Raw genomic sequence first — 19,480 nt, forward strand, 5'->3', positions numbered from 1 at the left:
TTGCAACTCTAATTCTTTCTCTGATCGAAGGGCTGGAACAACCTCATCGGTTACTCGCCCGCTAAGGAATTATCACTATGCTCTTTTTGAGATTTCTTCTCTATACTGAAAAGTAAGTCTGTAATTCAAAACCTACAAGACTTTTCGGCAGAGCAATAGATTTAAAAAAGAGAGGATCAGGTTTTCCTGGTGTTCTCTTTTTGGTTGGGACTTTTGTTACATCCCCATTCGAGCGAAGCGCGAAAACGCAGTTCAAAAGCGATTTTATGTCTTCAATCCTATCAGGTAAGGTTACCTCTCGTAGGGGCAGATCGAGGTTGGGTTCTCCGCCTTCGGCGGAGAGGGCATCGTGAAGCGCCCCTACGATGGTTACCTTTCTAGTGAGGTTTATGGCGCATGAAAAAGCCCTCGTCATAGTGGTAGGGAGGGCAACCACGCCGTGGCGTATTAGCCAGCGCGAAGCGCGTCACACTTTTGCGAAGCGGGCAACCTGGCAGGTGAAAAGCGCTGGACAACAAAAGAACCCGCGGCTCGCGTCGCGGGTTCTTTTTGAAGGTATTATTTACCTGCGCTTACTTGTCGCGGGCGTCGCCCATCTTTTCGGCGAGGGCAGCTTGTCCGGCCGCAAGGCGCGCGAGCGGCACGCGGTAGGGCGAGCAGCTCACGTACGTGAGGCCAATCTTGTGGAACGTCTTCACGGAATCCGGATCACCGCCGTGCTCGCCGCACACGCCCAGCTGGATGTCCGGATTCGTGGAGCGGCCCTTCTCGCAGCCCATCTGCACGAGCGTGGCCACGCCGGAGTCCACCGTCTCAAACGGGTTGCACGGCAGGATGCGACGCTCCAGGTAGCGCGGGATAAACTTGGCTTCCACGTCGTCGCGGCTGAAGCCGAACGTCGTCTGCGTGAGGTCGTTCGTACCGAAGCTGAAGAAGTCGGCCTGCGTCGCAATCTCGTCAGCGGTGACGGCGGCACGCGGCAACTCAATCATCGTGCCGATGGGGATGTTCAGCTCAACACCCTCGGCCTCGCACACCTCGGCGATAACCGCTTCACACTCGCCGCGCAGCGTCTCCAGCTCGGGCAGCACGCTCACCAGCGGAATCATGATCTCGGGCTCGGGGTTCAGGCCTTCCTTCTTCAGGCGTGCCATGGCGCGAGCGATGGCGCGCACCTGCATGGCCGGCAACTCCGGATAGAGGATGGCCAGACGGCAGCCGCGCAGACCCAGCATCGGGTTCGCCTCAGCCATGGCGTCCACCTGCTCCATGAGCTTGCGCTTTGCCGCGATGTCGGCAGCTGGCGCGCCCGTGGCCTCCATGCGCGCAATTTCCACATCCAGCGTGCGCGGGCTCTCCAGGAACTCGTGCAGCGGCGGATCGAGCAGACGCACGATAACCGGCAGCCCGTCCATGGCCTTGAACATGCCATAGAAGTCACCCGTCTGCGCCTCCAGCAAATCGTCGAGCGCCTTTTCGCGCACCGCCGGGTCGTCGGTGAGGATGAAGGACTGGATGATCTGCTTGCGATCGCCCAGGAACATGTGCTCGGTACGGCAGAGGCCAATGCCCTCAGCGCCGAAGCCGCGCGACAGCTCCGCGTCCTCGGGGTTGTCAGCGTTGGCACGCACGCCCATGGTGCGGAACTCGTCGGCCCACTCAAGGATGGTGTCCAAGTCGCCCGTGAGCTCGGGAAGCACGAGGTTCACGGCACCCAGCACCACGGAGCCCGTCGTGCCGTCGATGGAGATCATGTCACCTTCGCGGATGACGATATCGGTGCCCGCCACCTCGGCCTGCTTCTTCTCGGCGTCAATCTTGAGCGCTTCCACGCCGCACACACACGGGGCGCCCATGCCACGGGCGATAACGGCCGCGTGCGAGGTCTTACCACCATGTGAGGTGAGGATACCCTCGGCGGCAATCATGCCCGCGAGGTCGTCCGGGTTCGTCTCCCAACGCACCAGCACGCACTTGCGGCCGGCCTCGGTCACCGCCACGGCATCGGCGGCGGAGAACACGGCCTCGCCCACCGCAGCGCCCGGGCTTGCGTTCAGGCCCTTGGCAATCACGTCGTAGTGAGCGTTCTTGTCGAACTGCGGGTGCAGCAGCTGGTCAAGCTGCTCCGGGTCCACGCGCATGACGGCCTCTTCCTTCGTGATGAGGCCTTCCTTCTCCATCTCGATGGCGATGTGCAGCGCGGCGGCGGCGGTACGCTTGCCCACGCGGGTCTGCAGCATCCAGAGCTTGCCCTGCTCGATGGTGAATTCGATATCGCACATATCGCGGAAGTGGTTCTCCAGCGTGACGAACACTTCCTCAAGCTCGCGGCCCGCCTCTTCGAGGCCTTCCACGTTCTTGAGGTCGGCGATGGGGCTCGTGTTGCGGATGCCCGCCACCACGTCTTCGCCCTGGGCGTTCACCAGGTAGTCGCCGTAGAATTCCTTCTCGCCGTTGGCGGGGTTGCGCGTAAACGCCACACCCGTGGCGGAGGTGTTGCCCTTGTTGCCGAACACCATGGACTGCACGTTCACGGCCGTGCCCAGGTCATCGGCAATCTTGTTCTGCTTGCGGTAGAGCACCGCGCGCGGGTTGTTCCAGCTGCCGAACACAGCCTCAATGGCCAGCTGCAGCTGCACGCTCGGGTCCTGCGGGAACTGCACGCGGCCGTCCACCACGAGCGACGGGTACGCCGCGGCGTCCACGTTCTCGGAGAAGATTTGCTTGAACTCGCTCACCAGCTCCTGCAAGTCCTCGGCCGACAGATCGGTGTCGGAAGCAGCGCCGCGGGCGTTCTTCATGGCCGTGATAGCGTTTTCGAACAAGTCACCGTCAAGCCCCATAACCACGTTGGAAAACATCTGGATGAAGCGGCGGTAAGAGTCCCAGGCGAAGCGGGGGTTCTCGGTCTGGGCGATGAGGCCCTTGATGGACTCGTCGTTCAAGCCCAGGTTCAGCACCGTGTCCATCATGCCCGGCATGGACATGGGCGCGCCGGAGCGCACGGACACAAGCAGCGGGTCGGCCGCGTCGCCGATCTTCTTGCCCATGCGGGCCTCAAGATCTTCGCGGTAGGCCTGAATGGTGTCAAGCGCGCCTTCGGGCCACGTGTTGTCGGCATTGGCGTACTCCATGCACGTCTGGCACGTGATGGTGAAACCCGGAGGCACGGGAAGCCCAATATTGGCCATCTCAGCAAGGTTCGCACCTTTGCCGCCGAGCTGCGCCTTCATGTGCGTGTTGCCCTCGGTTACGTTGTTGCCCTGCGCGTCTTTGCCGAACGCGTAGACTCGTTTGACTTCTTCGGTCACCTTATTCTCCTTAAACGCGACGTATCTAACCGTTCAGAGCCGGGCCCCCTGGGTCCGCAGGTCTAGCCCATCATATCAGCGGAGGGGGGGTGGGCGCGCTCATAGTAACGCAAAATTTCCTGAGCCGTTTCCTCAACGGCCCTATTTTCGGTGTGAACGACAATACAGCCGAGTTTGCGCATAAGCGCGCGGGCAGACTCGAGGTCTTGATAGACATACTCGGGGTCCGCATAGCTCTTTGCCACCACACCCGCGTTGCCGAGGCGCCGCTGGCGAATGCCCACCAGCACCTCAGGCGTGGTCATGAGGCCGAAGAGGCGCGTGCGGTCGACGTCGGCCAACTCGCGCGGCGGCTCGGTGTGCATATCAAGCGGAATGTTCGACACCTTATAGCCCTGTTGGGCCAGGTAGATGGACGTGGGCGTCTTCGATGAGCGCGACACGCCCAAAAGCACGATATCGGCAAGCGCAAGTTCCTGGGGGTTGCGCCCGTCGTCGTGGGCGATGCTGAATTCGATGGCCTCGATGCGCTTGAAGTAGTACTGGTCGGCCACGTGCAGCCCGCCCGGCTTGGTGGAGGGCTTGAAGCCCGTCATGTCGGCGATGGCGGCAATGGCATCGGTCATGAGGTCGACGGCCACGATGTCGTCACGCTCGGCCGCGTACGCCGCCAGTTTGTGCGAGAGGTCGCGGTCAACCAGCGTGTAGAACAACAGCATGCGCCCGTCGCCGGTGTTGCGCTTGTGGAAGGCGCTGTGCTCGTCGATGAAGGTTTTGATTTCCTCGAACGAGCGCACCTTCGGCAGCACCTCAATGGCGGGGTTCGTCACGCCGAACTGGGCGGCGGCCGCGCGGGCCACCGCCTGGGCGGTAAGCCCCACCGAGTCGCTGATCACGTGTATGGTGGGCAGGTCGGTGGAGCTTCCGTACGCGATGCATTCCGCCATGGCGCTACTTGCCCTTGGCCATCTTGCCGAAGTCGGCAACGTGGGCGAACACGCCCACAAAGCGGTTGAGCAGGCGCAAGCGGTTCTCGCGCACCGCCGTATCCTCATCCATGATAAGCACGTCGGCGAAGAACGTGTCGATGGGTGCGCGCAGGGCGGCCAGCGCGGCGAGAGCGGCGGCGTAGTCGTCCGCCGCGAGCGCTTCTTCCACGCGCGCGTTAACCTCTTTGGCAGCCGTGGCAAGCGCCGTTTCGGCCGGGCCCATGAGCACCTCGTTCACCTCGGCGCCAAGCGCGGCGTCACGCAGGTTGTTCGCGCGAGCGTAGGCCGTGGCCAGGTCGTCGAACGTTTCGGGCTCGTTCACACGAGCGGCCTCCAGGGCGCGCACGCGGGCGATGATTTCAGCCGGCTCTTCCACGCCTGCCGCCAGCACAGCATCGATGGCATCCGGCGACGCGCCGGAATCGCGCAGCATCACCTTGGTACGCGTAACGAAAAAGTCAGCCACCTCGGCGCGCACGGCCTCGCGGTCAAACGCAATGCCCGCATTCGCATACGTGGCAAGCGAGGCATCCACGGCCTTCATAAGCGACACGGGCAGGCCCGCTTCCAGCATGGCAATAATGCCAATGGCGCTGCGGCGCAGGGCGAAGGGGTCGGACGAGCCCGTGGGGCCCTGCCCCACCGCGAACAGGCCGCAGATGGTGTCCAGCTTGTCGGCCGCGGCCACAATCTTACCCACGTCGGACGCAGGCGGTTCATCGCCTGAGAACCGCGGGCGGTAGTGGTCGGCGATGGCTTGTGCCACCTGGGCATTTTCGCCCGATGCCTCGGCGTAGTAGGAGCCCATGACGCCTTGCACACTGGTGAACTCCACCACCGCGTTGGTCACGAGGTCGGCCTTGGCCAGCTGCGCGGCGCGCACGGCATCGGCCGCGTCAGCCTGGCCGAGCTGCGCGTCGGCGGCCAAGTGCTCGGCCAGCGCCACAATGCGGTCGGTCTTGTCCTTCATGGTACCAAGCGTCTCCTGGAATACCACTTCATCCAGGCGCTCCACGTACGCCTCAAGCGGACGCTTCAAGTCTTCCTCGTAGAAGAATTTCGCGTCGGCCAAGCGGGCGCGCACCACGCGCTCGTTGCCACCCGTAATAATGTCGGCGCAGGCCGGATCACCGTTCGTCACCACAATGAAGCGGTTCGTCAGCGCGCCTTCGGCGTCATACAGCGGGAAGTAACGCTGATGCATGAGCATGGCATCCACGATGATTTCCTCGGGAACGCGCAGGAATTCTTCCTCGAACGTACCCACGAGCACCGTGGGCTGCTCGGAGAGGTTCACCACTTCCAGAAGCGTCTTCTCGGGAAGCTCCGCCGTGAAGCCCGTCTCGGCCTCGACGCGCGCCACTCCTGCGCGAATGGCCTCTTCACGGCCCTGTTCGCTCGTGACCACATGGGCGGCTTCCACCACCGAAAGCAAATCGGAGGCCGTCGGCACCGTGTGCGGGCCGGGAGCCAGGAAGCGGTGGCCGCGCGTGGTGTTGCCGGCTGTGAGACCTGCGAACTCCACGGGGATCACACGCTCGTCAAGCAGCGCCACGAGCCAGCGCACCGGACGCGAGAAGTACTCGCGACGCGTGCCCCAGCGGCACGACTTCGGCCACGAGATGTCCTCGATAACGCCCTTCAGCACGCCGGGCAGAAGCTCCGCCACGTTTTGAGCAGGCACACTGCGGGTGGCAAACACATACTCAGTGCCGTTTTCCTCGCGGCGCTCAAGCGCGTCCACGTCCACGCCCTTGCCGCGCGCGAAGCCCGCCGCCGCCTTGGTCGGGTTGCCGTCGGCATCAAAGGCAATCTTCGCCGACGGACCGCGGAATACCTCTTCCAAGGCTTCCGTAGTCTCAGCCACGTCCTCCACCAGCACAATAAGGCGTCGAGGGGTGGTATGGATCGACACCGCGCCGTGCGGGATGCGTACCGCATCAAGCGACGCAGGCACCAGCTTCTCCAGCTGAAGCATGGCTTTGTGCAGGTCAAACGCCGGAATTTCCTCGGTGCCAATCTCGAAAGCGAGCGTGTGCAAACTACTCATGACGCTCCCCCTTCCCCGCCTCGGACGCGGGCGCTGCAGCATCGCTGGCCTCCGTGTCATCGGTGGCCGGCGCAATGCCCACCACGTGCTCCATATAACTTGCGCAGCACGCCTTCGCCAACGTGCGTACGCGCAGAATGTAGGCCATGCGCTCGGTGGCAGAAATCACGCCACGGGCATCTAGCAGGTTAAACGTGTGGCAGCACTTGAGCACGCTGTCGTACGCCGGCAGCGGCAACCCCGCCTCAAGCGTGCGCAGGCACTCCGCCTCGCGGTCGTTGAATTCCTGGAACAAAAACTCAGTGTCGGCCACTTCGAAGTTGAACTTCGAGTACTCGCGCTCGTTTTCCAGATACACGTCGCCGTAGGTGAACGTCACGCCGTCGTCGCCGCGCGCCCACACGATGTCGAACATGGAATCCACGCCCTGAATGTACATGGTCAAGCGCTCAAGGCCGTAAGCAATCTCCACGGGCACCGGGTCGCACTCAAAACCGCCGACCTGCTGGAAGTAGGTGAACTGCGTCACTTCCATGCCGTCAATCCACACTTCCCAGCCAAGGCCCCACGCGCCCAGCGTCGGGCTTTCCCAGTCGTCCTCGACAAAGCGCACGTCATGCGCGTCCACGTCGATGCCGATGGCGCGCAAACTGCCCAGGTAGAGGTCCTGGATGTTGTCCGGCGAGGGCTTCATAAGCACCTGGAACTGGAAGTAGTGCTGCGTGCGGTTCGGGTTCTCGCCGTAGCGACCGTCGGTAGGACGGCGGCAGCCCTGCACGTACGCGGTGCGCCACGTGTCGGGGCCGAGCGAGCGCAGCGTGGTGGCCGGGGCGTTCGTGCCGGCGCCCACCTCGTTGTCGTAGGGCTGTAAGATGACACAGCCAACGCTTGCCCAGTAGCGCTGGAGGTTCATGATGACGTCTTGGAACGTCGGGGGCAGCTGCTCTGCGGCCTGCCCCTCCGCTCGCATCGCGGAGTCAGTTTCGGTTGACATGGCTCTTTTTGTCCTTCCCTCTTGTACACGCCCGCGCACACGCACCGCGGTACACTCTGCCCGTATGCGAGTCTTCCGGCCCGCTTCCCCTGCTTATTCGCTTAACCCAAAAGGCCGATGTTGTTCAGCGGCCAGTAAATCAGCATGCCTCGCCCTGTTACGGTGCTTTCGTCAATGGCGCCGAAATAGCGCGAGTCCTGCGAGTTCGTGCGATTGTCGCCCATCATCCACAAGTGCCCCTCGGGCACGGTGTAGGGATACGTAATAGTGGTGCCCAGCGCGGGCGTCAGCGGCTCGGAAGGCAGGCCGCGCGTGTAGGGTTCATCCTGCACGACGCCGTCCACTACCACCTTGCCGTCCTGGAGATCGACCGTCTGCCCGCCCACGGCGATGCAGCGCTTGATGAGTACGCGCCCGGGAATTTCCGGGTCTTGGAACGTGACGATGTCACCCGGCTCAGGGTCGCGCATATAGTAGCTGACTTTTTCCGAAAACACCATGTCACCGGTCATGATGGTGGTTTCCATCGACCCGGAGGGTATCTCGTAGGGTTGGAAGACGAACGTGCGTAGTGCCCATGACAGCCCGAAGATGAAGGCCACCGCCACGAGCAGGTTCACGAACGTTCTGAAGATGCCCGGCTTTCGAGGCTCGGCGTGTTGCCCGGAATCCATGAAGGTAGTCTATCCTTTCCGCACGGGCGCAGGCGCCCGGATGAGGTCGTGAGCGTATATGATAGCGCTTCGCGCCTACACGCCCTCGCCGTTCGATAAACTCTTCAGAAATTCCCGATCAGCGGCCGAAAGATCCGCGTGATCTAGCAGGTCGGGGCGCATACGGGCCGTACGCGCAAGGCTCTGCTCGCGCCGCCAGCGCGCCACCTTGCCGTGATCACCCGACAGAAGCACGGCCGGAACTTCCTCGCCGCGAAATACCGCAGGGCGCGTGTACTGGGGGTACTCCAAAAGCCCGTCGGCGAAACTTTCATTCTCGGCGCCGGTTTCGGCACCCAGCACGCCGGGAAGTTTGCGCACCACCGCATCAATCACCACCATGCTGGCCAGCTCGCCGCTGGTGAGCACGTAGTCACCAAGCGAGATAATGCGATCGGCCAGCTGATACGTGCGCTCGTCAATGCCTTCGTAGTGCCCGCAGATGAACAGCAACCTCTCTTCGCGAGCCAGTTCACAGGCGAGCGCATCGTTGAAGGGCTCGCCGTGGGGGGCAAGGAAGATAGTGTACGGGGGGACGGGCAGATGGTCGGTAAGGGAATCGAACGCTTCGAAGATGGGTTCACACTTCATTACGAGGCCGTCGCCGCCGCCGTAGGGGTCGTCGTCGGTGGTGCGGTGACGGTCGTGCGTCCAGTCGCGCAGGTCGTGCGCCTTGAAGGTGATGATGCCTTTATCCTGGGCGCGGCGCATCATGGAAGAGCCCATGACGGAGGTATACATATCGGGGAAGGTCGAGAGCGTCTCGATAAGCACGAGGGTATCCTTTCGGCGGCTTTATAACTCCAGCAGGCCGGAGGGCACGTCCACATCGATGCGGCACTCGTCCTCGTCCATGGAAACGATAAACTCATCCACAAGTGGAATAAGAATCGTACGCGCGGGAGCACCTGACGCAGCGCCAGTTCCCTCGCCTGCCGCAGACTCGGCCTCAGGTGCCACCTCCAGCAGCGTTTGACCTGGTAGTTCCACCATGCCCAGCACGTTTCCCACGAACCCGGTGCTTGCGTCAAACACGCGCCAGCCTTCCCAGGCGTCAGGGCGCACGTCAAGCGCATCGGCGGGAAGTTCAGCACGGCGTACCAAGCAGTGGCACCTCACCAGCGCCTCAGCCACGTCGATGTCTTCCACCGCATCAAACGTGACTGCGAAAGAATGATCATCCAGCGGCACCGCCGACGTTACGTGCGCGCGGCGCGGCGCGTCCAGCACCGGCGGCACAAAGGCCACTTCCTGGCCCTCAGACAGCAAAAAGGGAAGGCCCGCCGCGCTCTGTGCGACGAACCCTCCCTGCAAGCTTCTCGTTTTCGCCAAGACGGCGACGTCAGCCCACGTGCGCATCTAGTCGATGAGCTCCACTTCCACATGAGTGGCCGTGCGCGAGGCAGCCGCGCGGGCCAGCGTGCGAACAGCCTTGATGACCCGACCCTGACGGCCAATCACCTTGCCGGCGTCCTCCTCGTTCACATGAACTTCCACAAGGATGGAGCCGTCTTCAGCTTCGCTTGCCTCAATGCGCAGATCATCTGGGAACTCGATGAGCGGGCGCACAACGGCATCGACGAGGCCGACGATGTCTTCCGTCTGCTCGGCCATAGGTGCTACGCGTTCTCGCGAGCCTGCTTGAGCAAGCGGGCGACGGTGTCGGTCGGCTGGGCGCCGTTCTTGACCCACTGGTCGACCTTTTCCATGTCAAACGACACCATGGAGGGGTTGACGCAGGGGTTGTAACGACCCACTTCCTCGATGAACTTACCGTCACGCGGGCAGCGCGAGTCGGCAACGACGATGCGGTAGTACGGGCGCTTCTTCGCACCATGACGGGCGAGGCGAATTTTGACTGCCATGAAGGTGAACTCCTTTTTGCTTCTTATCTTCGATTCGATGCTCAACGCCGAGCGGCTGCGCGGCGTAGCGAAAACAGCAATTGCTTATGATACGGCGTAAACGACCGTTTGACAAGCGGATTACTTGCCCAAATTGTACCGAACCACGCACATTCAGCCAATGCCAACCGCCCGCATCCTCGAAAATCCCATGTTTACTGCACCCGACCGGGCGCCTGTCAGCCTCAACAACCTCGGCGAGCATCAAGGCAACTCTTATAGTAAATATGTATGTCCTCGAAAGCACCCATGCCGTTGCAGAAGCCACCGGGAATGGTGCCTACCCGCGTAAAGCCCACATCCTCGTACAGATGGATAGCCGCCTCGTTCGAGGCCACCACTGCGTTGAACTGGAGGCCGCGAAAGCCGGCACGGGCAGCCTGTTCAAGGGAGTTTTTCACCAGTTCGCGGCCAAGACCCAAACCGCGGGAACCCGACGCCACCGCATAGCTTGCATTGGCCACATGCGCACAGCGACCCACGTTGTTCGGATGCAGGATGTACAACCCGAACAGCTTCTCGTCCACCACCGCCACCACAGTAAGCGTCTGTGCGGCAAAAAACTCGCGCGCCGTCTCTTCAGTGAGGGGCTCAACCTGCGGAAACGCATTACCCGCTTCCACCACTTCATTCCATACCCGCACCATACCCGCAAGATCTTCCTCACGATACGCCCGAATCTCAAGCGCCATAACGCCTCCTTCCACCAACGCCGAGCGCAGTATAGCACTGCGCAAAGACCCGGGCATCACCCCTCGGCAACGCCTTCTCCACCTGGCTAGTCTGCCACGAGTTCGCGTACGTCGACGTGTTTAATCTTTCGCGCGCCTGCGTAGGCGGCCACGAAGAACACCAGAGCGAAGCCGAGCGTGAGGGCGCTCACCACAAGAGGGTCTGAGGCGAGGTTGAACTTTGTGACGCCGAACAGGCCAAACAACTGACCCATGAGGTTTCCGCCGCCGAGTGTGGCCGTGATCGCTCCCAGCACACATCCCACGAGCGCCACCAGGAAGAAGCGCAGGGCGAACTGGCGGCGCAGGCGACTTGCGGTGAACCCGAGCGCGCGGTACACGCCGAGGTCCTGACGTTCAGCGGTGAACATGCGGCTGGTGATAAGGCCCACGGCAAGGAACGCGAGCGCCGCTGCAACCGCCGCCATGAGGTAGGCCATAGTCATGAACAGCGTCTGGATGAGCGAAATGAGGTCGCTTGTGTCAGCAAAGAGACCGGTCGGTCGCACGTCGACGGCATCACCGAACCGCTCTTCCAGTGCGTGGCGTACCTCGTCGGCCGCCTCAGGGTAAGCCAGGGTATACTGTCGGGCGACGCTCGCATCGTCCACGTCTGTGCCGAACACGCTACAGAAGGCATCATAGGTGAGCACGCAACCGTACCCAGCATTGAGCATACCCGACAGCAACCCACTCACCATGAGCGTGCGCGGCTCGCCTGCCACCTCAAGCTCAAGTTCGTCGCCTACCGCAAGTCCAAGCGTACGTGCAAGGTTCGGGCCGATAATCACCTCGTTGTCGTAACGCGGCTCGCGACCTTCCGCCACTTCCGAGACAAGCGTTAGGTCGGTCAACCCCACAAAAGCGCGGCTCTCGCCTCCCAGGTTCACCATCGCGAAGCGCTCTTTCCACGAGTTCTCGATGGGACTCACCTCTTCGATAGCCTGTTCCACCTCGGCGAAGGGTACGTCGTCGGACGGCACACGCACCGACACATCGCTGGTCCACATGCCGAATGCGGCATACGCCGCGCCCGGCGCGCCCAACGTGCCGCCGATGCCAAACACAAGCACGATGAATGCGCTCAGCAAAAACGAGCAGGTCAGAAGGCCGATATAGCGGCGCTTCGCCGACACCACCGCGCGCATCGCCAGCTGCGCGTTAAGCAGTCGACCCGTAACAGGACGCGCAAGCCGACTTGCAAAACGTACGTCGCGAGCGCCACCACGAAACGCCACAAGCGGCGAGATGCGCGAAAGCTTGCGCGCCTTAAGCGCCACCACACCCACAACAAGCGCCGTGAGCAGGACAACGCACGCCACCGAGAGCAGCGCCATGCCATGACTCGACGCAAGCACACCCGTAATCGGTGTGAAGAGCGGCAAGACCGCAGGAACAAGCCCGAGGGAGAGAACCAGACCCACGAGCAGCCCCAACAAACTCGCGCCGCCGTATTCAAGCACGAGCACTCGCGACAGCGTGCCGCAGGACACGCCGAGCGCCTTCAAGGTGCCAAAGTCGGCGTAGTCCTGCTCGATGGATGTCGAAACCGCATGCGTGCAGATGACAAGCGCAATGATGAACAGCAGCAACGCAAACACCGCGCACACAGCCGTCCCAACAATAACCACCATCATGGCGTAACCCGTCAGTGTTGCCGCGCTGAATAAGCCCGAGGTGGTTTTACCCCACAAGGTTTCCTCCGCAATAATGCGCGTGAGATCGTTCGAGGTCAGCCCCGCAGCCTGCGCTTCGGCGGAGAGATCCGCGTTCATTTGAACCACACGAAATGCTTGCTGCGTTGCCGTGAATATATCAAACTGCGCACCCGACTCGGCCAGAGCTTCATCGACTGCCGCGCCAACCTTCTCAAAGTCATCCGGCGCGAGCAGGCAGCGCTTCACTTCCATGAACATGGTTCCCACCTGCGGGTCTTCGAAAAACGCTGCGATGGTAAACGGATGCACCTCATCACCAACAAGCAGCTCCACCGTATCGCCCACCTCAACGCCCGGTGACAGGCTCCACGAGGCAGGCACGTACAGCTCACCTGCGCGCGGCGCCTGCGCGTCTTCCACGAACGCTGTACCATCCTGCGTGAGTACCTGGTAGCGCAAACCCTCACCCCACGCTTCAAACATGTTCGATAACGTGGGGGTTTTGTCACTCTCTTCGCCCGCATGGCTAAACCTTGCGGGAATGCTCAGCCCGGAATACGCCCGTACCTCCCCCACCTCGTCAAGGCTGCGCAGTTCCTCCACCACCTCGTCAGTGAGGTTCTGCGGCACGTCGTAGGCAAATATGTCACCCGCGCCGGCCTGCGCCAACGCCTCAGCTTGCCGCGCGTTGAGGTCGGTGTACAGACCGATGGTGAAGCAGAGCGTCGTCGACGTAAGCGCCATGAGGAAAAACAGGCCCGCGAAGGTGGCTTTCCCGCGCTTGAGGCCGGCTCGCGCGAGTGTACTTATGAGTGCCATAGGTGCCGCCCCCTACCACGAAAGCGACGAGAGCCAGGCGTTCACCTGGGCCTCGCGCGCTTTCACGAGGGCCGCATCGGCGTCGGAGGGCCACGTGGGCAGCTCCAACTCACCGACGATGGCGCCGTCCTCCAGGTAGAGGATGCGGTTTGCACGCACGGCGCAGAACACGTCGTGCGTCACCATGCAGATGGTTTGCCCGCGCTCGTTCAGTTCCACAAGCAGCGCCAGCACCTCAAGCGTATTCGCGCGGTTGAGGGCGCCCGTGGGTTCATCGGCGAACACGAGGGCGGGGTCATTCACCACGCTGCGCGCCACGGCGCAGCGCTGCTGCTGACCGCCGGAGGTCTGACTAGGGAGATGGCGCGCATCGGGAGCGAGGCCCATGCGCTCGATGAGCGCCTGCGCCACCGCACGCGTCTCGGCGGACGTGCGACCCGCTTTCAGATAGCCAGGTACGGCGACGTTTTCGAACAGCGTGAGGTTCGACACGAGATGCGCCTGTTGGAATACGAAGCCAAAATGCTGCGCGCGCACTTCAGCCATATCGCGCTCTCGCAGCCCCGCGATGGACGAGCCGCGAAACCGCACGTCACCCGCCGTGGGCGTATCCATACCCGAAAGACAATAGAGCAACGTAGACTTACCGGAGCCCGACGGCCCCATAATAACGGTGAAGTCACCGTCATAAAGCGCCAGGTCAATATTGGAAAGCACATGCGTCTGCACCCCATCAGCCGCATAGTTCTTCGAAAGCCGCTCAGTTTGAATAACAGGTTGTTTCATGATCACCTTCCGGATTGATGTATTCCTGAAAGGCATCGTAGGCGCGGCAACATTAAGAAGTCCTTAAGCAGCTTAACATTTTTTAACTCCGACAACTCTGTGACCTGCGTCTTTAGCAATGCCAAGTCTAAAAAGCTCATGAAAAACGGTAACTTAGGATATTGAAAGGATATGAAATGCACGTTTTAGCGTCATCACAAAACTCAGCAAGGGGGCCTCCGAAAACAGCAGTAAATGCAAAAGAGCCCCCGCAATCCTTGGACAGACACGCGAAGGCTCACCCCAAAACGAGGCAAGGAGCATCATACCATGAACAATATCGAAGACTGTGCACTACTCAGCTACCGCATGTACGGCGAACCCATGCAGCGTGTCGTACCCTGTATATATGACGCGAGATGCCGCATCAAGGCATCACAATCCTGCTGTATCGAGTTGGCAAGCAATTTGAGTGACGATAAGGACGCACTGCGCGGTGTAGCAGCCATCCTTGGTGAGGTCGAAGACATGTTATACGAGGTGTCCGAGGTGGTCAAAAGCCGCTAAGAAGTCTGAGGCTGCAAAACAAAACAGGGAGCACCGCGCGATGCGATGCCCCCTGTTTTTTGCCATCACTTACATGAGTATACCGGCTATAACTTTCGCAAGTACGTTTCCCCGCCGTCAGACGTGCCGATGGCGATGTATCGCACGGCCCCGCTGTAGGACGTGTAGCGGCCCCACAGGTAGCCGTCTGCCTCCTTACTCCAATCATCGAGCACAACCGTCTCACCATGCGTATAGGATGCTACCACACTGCCTGCGAGGCTTGGGGCGCCTCGCACGTTGAGGATATCGACAACGCACTCATAGCTACCACCCGAGACGTTAGGAACTGGCGTGTGGCCCCCCTGTACTGCACTATCCGCTTTGCCGTTATAGGCGAGAATGCCATCCCAGGGAAAGTCGTAGTATTCACGCACAACGCTCTCATAACCCGTCTGGTCACCTACCGCTCCGCCCGTGATAGTGCCATGCTCGTTACTCAAAAATTCGCTCAGCATATCGGGCTCTGCCGACTGACACATGGCCGTGTGGTTGGCCTCGTTTAGATAGATATCCCCGCGCTGCGCGACATAGCCGTCGCCCATAGGGTGCCACTCGAACAGCCCCGAGCCAACGAACACCGAGCGCATGTTGCCGGTGTATGTCGCCGTGTCCAGCGCGCCCTCGTAGGGCGTGCCTTCAAGCGCGACTTTCCAGCACTCAACAACCGTGCTAGAGCAGTCTCCATCACCCTGCTGGAGATGGTACGTGCGTCCGTCCACCTCCACGGGGCACGTACCCTCGCCGTCGCCCCAGCGCCCAGGCCCCTGGGTATAGCCGTGCCAGGGATGAGTACACTTGTGATGATGCAGCGTCGCCGCGACGTTCGCGCACCCCATGGCTACTCCACATCGGCGTTGCGACGCATCTTGTGGTAGCCCTCAAGTTCCCACACTTTGTTTCGCACGCGCTCCATGCAGATTTCCTCGCCGATCTTTCGGTCATAATTCGCCGAGTCAATACACGCCGACGTTTCGGTAATGATGAAACCGCACGACAGCTTCGCGTGCACGACAGTCATGCAGCCGAAACGGTCTTCTACGGTCACCTCAGCCGCGTTCATGATTGCGTCGATTTGTTCCGGCATAACTCGGTTATCGTTCATGGTTATTCTCCTTTCGCCAGCTTGGCTACGCTGGCACCGTCTTCCACCTCGGGAATACCTGCCACACTCGTTAGGACGGACAGGATGCCAGCACAGAGTGCCGTGGAACCAACCAGCGCCCAGAGAACGTCACCCATCGCCGCAGAAACCGGAATCATGGTGGCAGCTGTCTGAGCGGCAGTCTTGATGGCACGCACAGCGGCAGCCCTTGCCCACTTTTTGATCTTGGTATTCATGTTTTCTCCCTACTCTGCTTTATCTTTGATTTCATCAATGCGCATCCATTGAGTTCTCGATGTTTCTTCCAATTTGATGATGCGGCGCTCGTGGTCGCCGATTGTGTTTCGGACAGATCGCAATTCGGCCTTGATATCCGCCACGTCTGCGCGCGTTTCACGCGAGTTCTCGTCAATGCGAACGATGCGCTCGACGTCCGCAGAATCTGACCTTTTGTCATCCCTACTCGAACGCCACACGTTGATGACCAGACCAAGCGCCGCAACAACAAGCGCGCTCATGGTCACGATGTCGCCTCCGGTGAGTCTCATTTCTTCCAACATGTTTCCTCACCTCCTTTTGCAACTAAAAAGCCCCAGGGCCATGCCCCAGGGCTTCACTCACATCAGTTGTTTTGTTGGCTTAGGCTGGCTGCTCCGTCCAACCGTGCAAGCCCGGCTCCCAGACATTGCCGTCAATATCAGATACCCAGCGTTTGCCCCCGTGGAGCACTACAGCTCCTGCAGCGTAGGCATCATGCGCGCCGCTGGGCTGTGTCCACATCTCCGTGCCATCCTCGGCAATGCTGATAGGCGACCACAGCGACGCTGCTGCATCCGGTGTCCAGTCAGCCTGGGAGGTATGGGCCTGCGCACAGCGGTAGAGGTTATTGTTGTGGTTAACTACGGCACCTACCGCGTAAGCAACACCATCGCCCCATGCAGGGTATATGGTGTTGATTTTCATGGCCTCTTCGTCAGTGAGGTCAACATCCCTTACGGCGTACTGCATGGCCGTATGCATCTGGCCAAGCATGGCAATCCTGGCATCGAGTTCTGCTTTTTCCATAGTTCACGTGCCTCCTTAGTTTGCACCGGTGAGGGCGTCGAGTTGGGCCTGGATATCGGCCAGGGTTGCTTGTTCCTCTTTGGCCTGAGCCTCCGCTTCGGCGGCTTTGCGGTCGACCTCTGCCTGGGCTTCGTTAAGCAAACGGGCCGCATCATCTCCCGTCGTACCATCATCAACTGGAATTCCAAGATCAGCTTTTGCCTCGGAAAGTGTTTTGAAGCTTGTCATGCGCCCATCGCTATTCAGGACAATCACGCACTCATCTTCAAACAACGGAGCAAAGAAAGGCCGCTCTCGAAGCTCTTCAGCAGTAAGAGTTTTCCCGATCACCGTCTTTACCGTTTGGCCCTTATAGAATTCATACATTGGTTAAACTCCTTTCGGTGTCATGAATGTGAGGTAACTTCCCCTGAGGGTGTCTGTATATTGATAGGTCGGAAACACGCATACGTCGCCGTTGCTCCACGCAGCTCTATTTCTCTCACACGAGCTGATTGCGGTGCCATTCGGCTCAATAGCTGTATCGCCACTCAGCACCATCTTCATGGTGCTCATATCAAGCATGCCGACACCCTTCCTTGGTGTGCTGGCTGCGTCTGAGTATTTGAACAAGATCACATTTCCGATTTTGCCCGAGTACAAACTATCTATCGTGGCAACCTCAGGAGCATTAAATAAGACCTCAGCTTTATAAACGGGCTCTGTTATTTTTCCGAATGCTTCACCATCAGTTCTATAGCGGGAAACCGTCGTGCCCTCTATAGTGAAAGCCTCTCCCTCGGCAAACCATGCTCTTTTATCCCCATCAGCCTTAGCAAGTTCGTATAAATACTTTCCATTGTCACGGTCATACGAAACATTGCCCGTAACCCCTGTCACATTGTTAAAAAACGTATAAGCCATGCTAGATACATAACCAGTCGAAGTAGATGCCCAAGAAACATCCCCCAGCGGAAATATTGATTCTTGATCGGCTTCCGGTAGAGTTTCATTTGCGAGCGTCATCGTTTGCAGATCGAGTTTTTTGCTTGTGTAAGTAGACGAAGACGAGTTTCTGCGAGCAAACTTCATATGAGCGATGTTGATGTCCTTATCGAGGGAGTCACTCGCCTTTATACTTGCATAAGCAGGAATAAGCCAGCAGCAGTGTTGGTCCTTCAGGTTGTACAAGGACATATAAACACCAGGATTTAATGTTTTGCTTGTATAGGTGAGGGTTTCTCGGTCGATATCGTAGACAACCAGATAACAATCACCAGAAAAGTAGTCTTTTATATAACCACCAGGTACAACCGCAGCCACAAGGTAAAGGTGTCCATGACTTGGATAAACGGTTACATAGTTACATGATTGTTGTGTATTCATGTAAGTGTTACTTTTCACAAACTTGGTAATGCCTGTGTCAAGCTCGATCTGCCGCACCACGCCTTCCGGAGACGCAACAGACAAGATCACTACCAGCTTCTCAGAGGTTGTTGAAAACGCCGCTCTTGCATAGAAGACGGGCAAACCATCAGATGTTTCAAAATGACTAAAGTACCAGTTGTCAGGTACCTTAACGTACGAGTAGTTCAGCCCGGAAAACATACGTTTAAATGGCCCTGTATTGGTGAGGTCTAAATACCCCGCTCCGTCAAGAGCTTTGCCGTAGTCAAATTCTGTGAATACTCTTTCGTCGATTTTTTCCGGCGTTACCGACCTCGGGGACAGCTTTGCGGCTGTCACCGCGCCGTCGGACAGCTTTGCGGTGCTCACTGCGCCGCTTGCGATCTTGCCTGCCGTCACGGCGTTGGTTGCTAGTTTGGCCTCCGTCACGGCGGTGTCCGCCAACTTGCCGGTGGTTACGGACTTTTCGGCCAACTTACTGGCGCTAACTCCGCCGTTGGCGATAGAGAGGCTAGTGCCTGATTTGTGTAGGGTCGATTCGTCGGCTACTACCATTTCTTGCAGGTACTTGTCGTAGCCTACAAGTCCACCTTCGACGTTCTTTTGGTCGTCAATCCAGCCCTTAAAAAGCGGGTCAAGTTCTCCGGTTACCGCATCCTCCACACGCTTTGCGGCGTTGTTTGCGCGCGTCACTGCCGCCTCGCTTACCGTCTGACGGGCAGCTTCGGCAACATCATAGGCCTCTTGGCGCGCAGATTCCGATGCGGTGAATTGCTTTTCGCAATCCTCGAGCGCGGCGTTAAACGCATCCGTTCGCGCCTCTTGGGCGGCGATAAAATCAGCTGCACGCGCCCGCTGAGCAGCTGCGAATTCTTCGGCGCGGGCTGCTTGTTCCGCTTCAAACGCAGCCCTCTGTCGGGCTCGCTCGGCCTCCCAAGCGGCGATGACCGCTTCGGCCTCGGCTACAAGCTTGTCAACCTGGTCAGAATACGGCCCAAGGTGAGCCTCGGCAGTTGCACTGACGTCCAAGTCAACCATGAACCGCTGTGTTGATTCGTGATAACCCACATCATCGTTTTTGCGCACAACGAAGTAACACAGCTTGCACAAGCCGTCCGACGCCGTAGCTTCCACGGGAAGCGTGGCATCCCACACATTGCCATCGTGTTGCACGACATTCTCGCGCAAATGCACCCATGCGCCATCGGGTCGCACGAGTGCAAGTTCGAGGTACTTGCCACTTACGAAGTCATACGGTTCGCCGTCGTTTAGGATTGTTGCGCGTACGATGGTCGCCGTGTCGCCCTGGCGGCCTTCGATTTTCTCGATGCATTCCTGCGGTTTTGTCACGTCAAGCGTAATTTCGACAATTGCCAAAGTTTAT

The 19,480-nt window shown here is 59.6% G+C and carries 20 protein-coding genes; 1 reads left to right on the forward strand and 19 read right to left on the reverse strand.

Features of this window, described 5'->3' with window-relative positions; all coding sequences use genetic code 11:
* Positions 1–572 precede the first annotated feature (572 nt).
* The 12 genes from ppdK to QNJ86_RS12435 form a co-directional block, all read right to left on the reverse strand.
* On the reverse strand, positions 573–3,311 hold the full coding sequence (gene ppdK / locus QNJ86_RS12380; protein ID WP_283832950.1) for a pyruvate, phosphate dikinase: 2,739 nt from the start codon (positions 3,309–3,311) through the stop codon (positions 573–575).
* Between the two features lie 62 nt (positions 3,312–3,373).
* Positions 3,374–4,258: a pyruvate, water dikinase regulatory protein gene (locus QNJ86_RS12385; protein ID WP_283832951.1), complete on the reverse strand. Its 885-nt coding sequence runs from the start codon at positions 4,256–4,258 to the stop codon at positions 3,374–3,376.
* 4 nt (positions 4,259–4,262) lie between these two features.
* Entirely contained in the window at positions 4,263–6,350 is a 2,088-nt protein-coding gene (gene glyS, locus QNJ86_RS12390; protein ID WP_283832952.1) for a glycine--tRNA ligase subunit beta, read from the reverse strand.
* Entirely contained in the window at positions 6,343–7,344 is a 1,002-nt protein-coding gene (locus QNJ86_RS12395; RefSeq protein ID WP_283832953.1) for a glycine--tRNA ligase subunit alpha, read from the reverse strand. The genes glyS and QNJ86_RS12395 overlap by 8 nt, the downstream gene beginning before the upstream one ends.
* Before the next feature lie 101 nt (positions 7,345–7,445).
* Positions 7,446–8,018, reverse strand: coding sequence for a signal peptidase I (lepB, locus tag QNJ86_RS12400; RefSeq protein WP_283832954.1), 573 nt, complete (start codon positions 8,016–8,018; stop codon positions 7,446–7,448).
* Positions 8,019–8,093: 75 nt separating this feature from the next.
* Entirely contained in the window at positions 8,094–8,831 is a 738-nt protein-coding gene (gene trmD / locus QNJ86_RS12405) for a tRNA (guanosine(37)-N1)-methyltransferase TrmD (RefSeq protein WP_283832955.1), read from the reverse strand.
* A 21-nt stretch (positions 8,832–8,852) separates the two neighbouring features.
* Positions 8,853–9,371, reverse strand: coding sequence for a ribosome maturation factor RimM (locus QNJ86_RS12410; RefSeq protein ID WP_283832956.1), 519 nt, complete (start codon positions 9,369–9,371; stop codon positions 8,853–8,855).
* 45 nt (positions 9,372–9,416) lie between these two features.
* Positions 9,417–9,671: a KH domain-containing protein gene (locus QNJ86_RS12415; RefSeq protein ID WP_283832957.1), complete on the reverse strand. Its 255-nt coding sequence runs from the start codon at positions 9,669–9,671 to the stop codon at positions 9,417–9,419.
* Between the two features lie 5 nt (positions 9,672–9,676).
* The gene (gene rpsP, locus QNJ86_RS12420; RefSeq protein WP_283832958.1) at positions 9,677–9,922 is read right to left on the reverse strand and encodes a 30S ribosomal protein S16; all 246 of its coding nucleotides are present in this window, start codon (positions 9,920–9,922) and stop codon (positions 9,677–9,679) included.
* Positions 9,923–10,146: 224 nt separating this feature from the next.
* Entirely contained in the window at positions 10,147–10,653 is a 507-nt protein-coding gene (locus QNJ86_RS12425) for a GNAT family N-acetyltransferase (protein ID WP_283832959.1), read from the reverse strand.
* A gap of 86 nt (positions 10,654–10,739) precedes the next feature.
* Entirely contained in the window at positions 10,740–13,169 is a 2,430-nt protein-coding gene (locus tag QNJ86_RS12430; RefSeq protein WP_283832960.1) for an ABC transporter permease, read from the reverse strand.
* Between the two features lie 12 nt (positions 13,170–13,181).
* Complete coding sequence (locus QNJ86_RS12435) at positions 13,182–13,955, reverse strand: ABC transporter ATP-binding protein (RefSeq protein ID WP_283832961.1); 774 nt, start codon at positions 13,953–13,955, stop codon at positions 13,182–13,184.
* A 309-nt stretch (positions 13,956–14,264) separates the two neighbouring features.
* On the opposite strand from QNJ86_RS12435, the gene QNJ86_RS12440 reads away from it, so the two are divergent.
* Entirely contained in the window at positions 14,265–14,501 is a 237-nt protein-coding gene (locus QNJ86_RS12440) for a hypothetical protein (RefSeq protein ID WP_283832962.1), read from the forward strand.
* Between the two features lie 86 nt (positions 14,502–14,587).
* On the opposite strand, the gene QNJ86_RS12445 is transcribed toward QNJ86_RS12440, so the two are convergent.
* The 7 genes from QNJ86_RS12445 to QNJ86_RS12475 all read right to left on the reverse strand — a co-directional run bounded on the left by QNJ86_RS12445 (position 14,588) and on the right by QNJ86_RS12475 (position 19,473).
* Positions 14,588–15,379 (reverse strand): endolysin-like domain-containing protein, encoded by a 792-nt coding sequence (locus QNJ86_RS12445; protein WP_283832963.1) that lies wholly within the window; start codon positions 15,377–15,379, stop codon positions 14,588–14,590.
* A 2-nt stretch (positions 15,380–15,381) separates the two neighbouring features.
* Complete coding sequence (locus QNJ86_RS12450; protein WP_283832964.1) at positions 15,382–15,645, reverse strand: Gp49 family protein; 264 nt, start codon at positions 15,643–15,645, stop codon at positions 15,382–15,384.
* A gap of 2 nt (positions 15,646–15,647) precedes the next feature.
* Positions 15,648–15,881, reverse strand: coding sequence for a holin (locus QNJ86_RS12455; protein ID WP_283832965.1), 234 nt, complete (start codon positions 15,879–15,881; stop codon positions 15,648–15,650).
* A gap of 9 nt (positions 15,882–15,890) precedes the next feature.
* A complete protein-coding gene (locus QNJ86_RS12460) occupies positions 15,891–16,205 on the reverse strand; it encodes a hypothetical protein (protein WP_283832966.1) in 315 nt (104 codons plus the stop codon).
* A gap of 79 nt (positions 16,206–16,284) precedes the next feature.
* Positions 16,285–16,710: a carbohydrate-binding protein gene (locus QNJ86_RS12465; protein WP_283832967.1), complete on the reverse strand. Its 426-nt coding sequence runs from the start codon at positions 16,708–16,710 to the stop codon at positions 16,285–16,287.
* Positions 16,711–16,725: 15 nt separating this feature from the next.
* Positions 16,726–17,076: a hypothetical protein gene (locus QNJ86_RS12470; protein WP_283832968.1), complete on the reverse strand. Its 351-nt coding sequence runs from the start codon at positions 17,074–17,076 to the stop codon at positions 16,726–16,728.
* A 3-nt stretch (positions 17,077–17,079) separates the two neighbouring features.
* Positions 17,080–19,473 (reverse strand): hypothetical protein, encoded by a 2,394-nt coding sequence (locus QNJ86_RS12475; RefSeq protein WP_283832969.1) that lies wholly within the window; start codon positions 19,471–19,473, stop codon positions 17,080–17,082.
* Between the last annotated feature and the right edge of the window lie 7 nt (positions 19,474–19,480).

The sequence above is a fragment of the Gordonibacter faecis genome (assembly GCF_030077735.1).
GTDB classification, from domain to species: domain Bacteria; phylum Actinomycetota; class Coriobacteriia; order Coriobacteriales; family Eggerthellaceae; genus Gordonibacter; species Gordonibacter faecis.

What these genes read in the sequence shown, in the direction of transcription:
- QNJ86_RS12440 (WP_283832962.1), top strand. Translation starts at nt 14,265, where the DNA reads ATGAACAATATCGAAGACTGTGCACTACTCAGCTACCGCATGTACGGC.
- QNJ86_RS12415 (WP_283832957.1), bottom strand. Translation starts at nt 9,671, where the DNA reads ATGGCCGAGCAGACGGAAGACATCGTCGGCCTCGTCGATGCCGTTGTG.
- QNJ86_RS12450 (WP_283832964.1), bottom strand. Translation starts at nt 15,645, where the DNA reads ATGAACGATAACCGAGTTATGCCGGAACAAATCGACGCAATCATGAAC.
- QNJ86_RS12430 (WP_283832960.1), bottom strand. Translation starts at nt 13,169, where the DNA reads ATGGCACTCATAAGTACACTCGCGCGAGCCGGCCTCAAGCGCGGGAAA.
- QNJ86_RS12385 (WP_283832951.1), bottom strand. Translation starts at nt 4,258, where the DNA reads ATGGCGGAATGCATCGCGTACGGAAGCTCCACCGACCTGCCCACCATA.
- lepB (WP_283832954.1), bottom strand. Translation starts at nt 8,018, where the DNA reads ATGGATTCCGGGCAACACGCCGAGCCTCGAAAGCCGGGCATCTTCAGA.
- QNJ86_RS12445 (WP_283832963.1), bottom strand. Translation starts at nt 15,379, where the DNA reads ATGGGGTGCGCGAACGTCGCGGCGACGCTGCATCATCACAAGTGTACT.
- glyS (WP_283832952.1), bottom strand. Translation starts at nt 6,350, where the DNA reads ATGAGTAGTTTGCACACGCTCGCTTTCGAGATTGGCACCGAGGAAATT.
- QNJ86_RS12460 (WP_283832966.1), bottom strand. Translation starts at nt 16,205, where the DNA reads ATGTTGGAAGAAATGAGACTCACCGGAGGCGACATCGTGACCATGAGC.
- QNJ86_RS12465 (WP_283832967.1), bottom strand. Translation starts at nt 16,710, where the DNA reads ATGGAAAAAGCAGAACTCGATGCCAGGATTGCCATGCTTGGCCAGATG.
- QNJ86_RS12425 (WP_283832959.1), bottom strand. Translation starts at nt 10,653, where the DNA reads ATGGCGCTTGAGATTCGGGCGTATCGTGAGGAAGATCTTGCGGGTATG.
- QNJ86_RS12470 (WP_283832968.1), bottom strand. Translation starts at nt 17,076, where the DNA reads ATGTATGAATTCTATAAGGGCCAAACGGTAAAGACGGTGATCGGGAAA.
- QNJ86_RS12395 (WP_283832953.1), bottom strand. Translation starts at nt 7,344, where the DNA reads ATGTCAACCGAAACTGACTCCGCGATGCGAGCGGAGGGGCAGGCCGCA.
- rpsP (WP_283832958.1), bottom strand. Translation starts at nt 9,922, where the DNA reads ATGGCAGTCAAAATTCGCCTCGCCCGTCATGGTGCGAAGAAGCGCCCG.
- QNJ86_RS12435 (WP_283832961.1), bottom strand. Translation starts at nt 13,955, where the DNA reads ATGAAACAACCTGTTATTCAAACTGAGCGGCTTTCGAAGAACTATGCG.
- QNJ86_RS12455 (WP_283832965.1), bottom strand. Translation starts at nt 15,881, where the DNA reads ATGAATACCAAGATCAAAAAGTGGGCAAGGGCTGCCGCTGTGCGTGCC.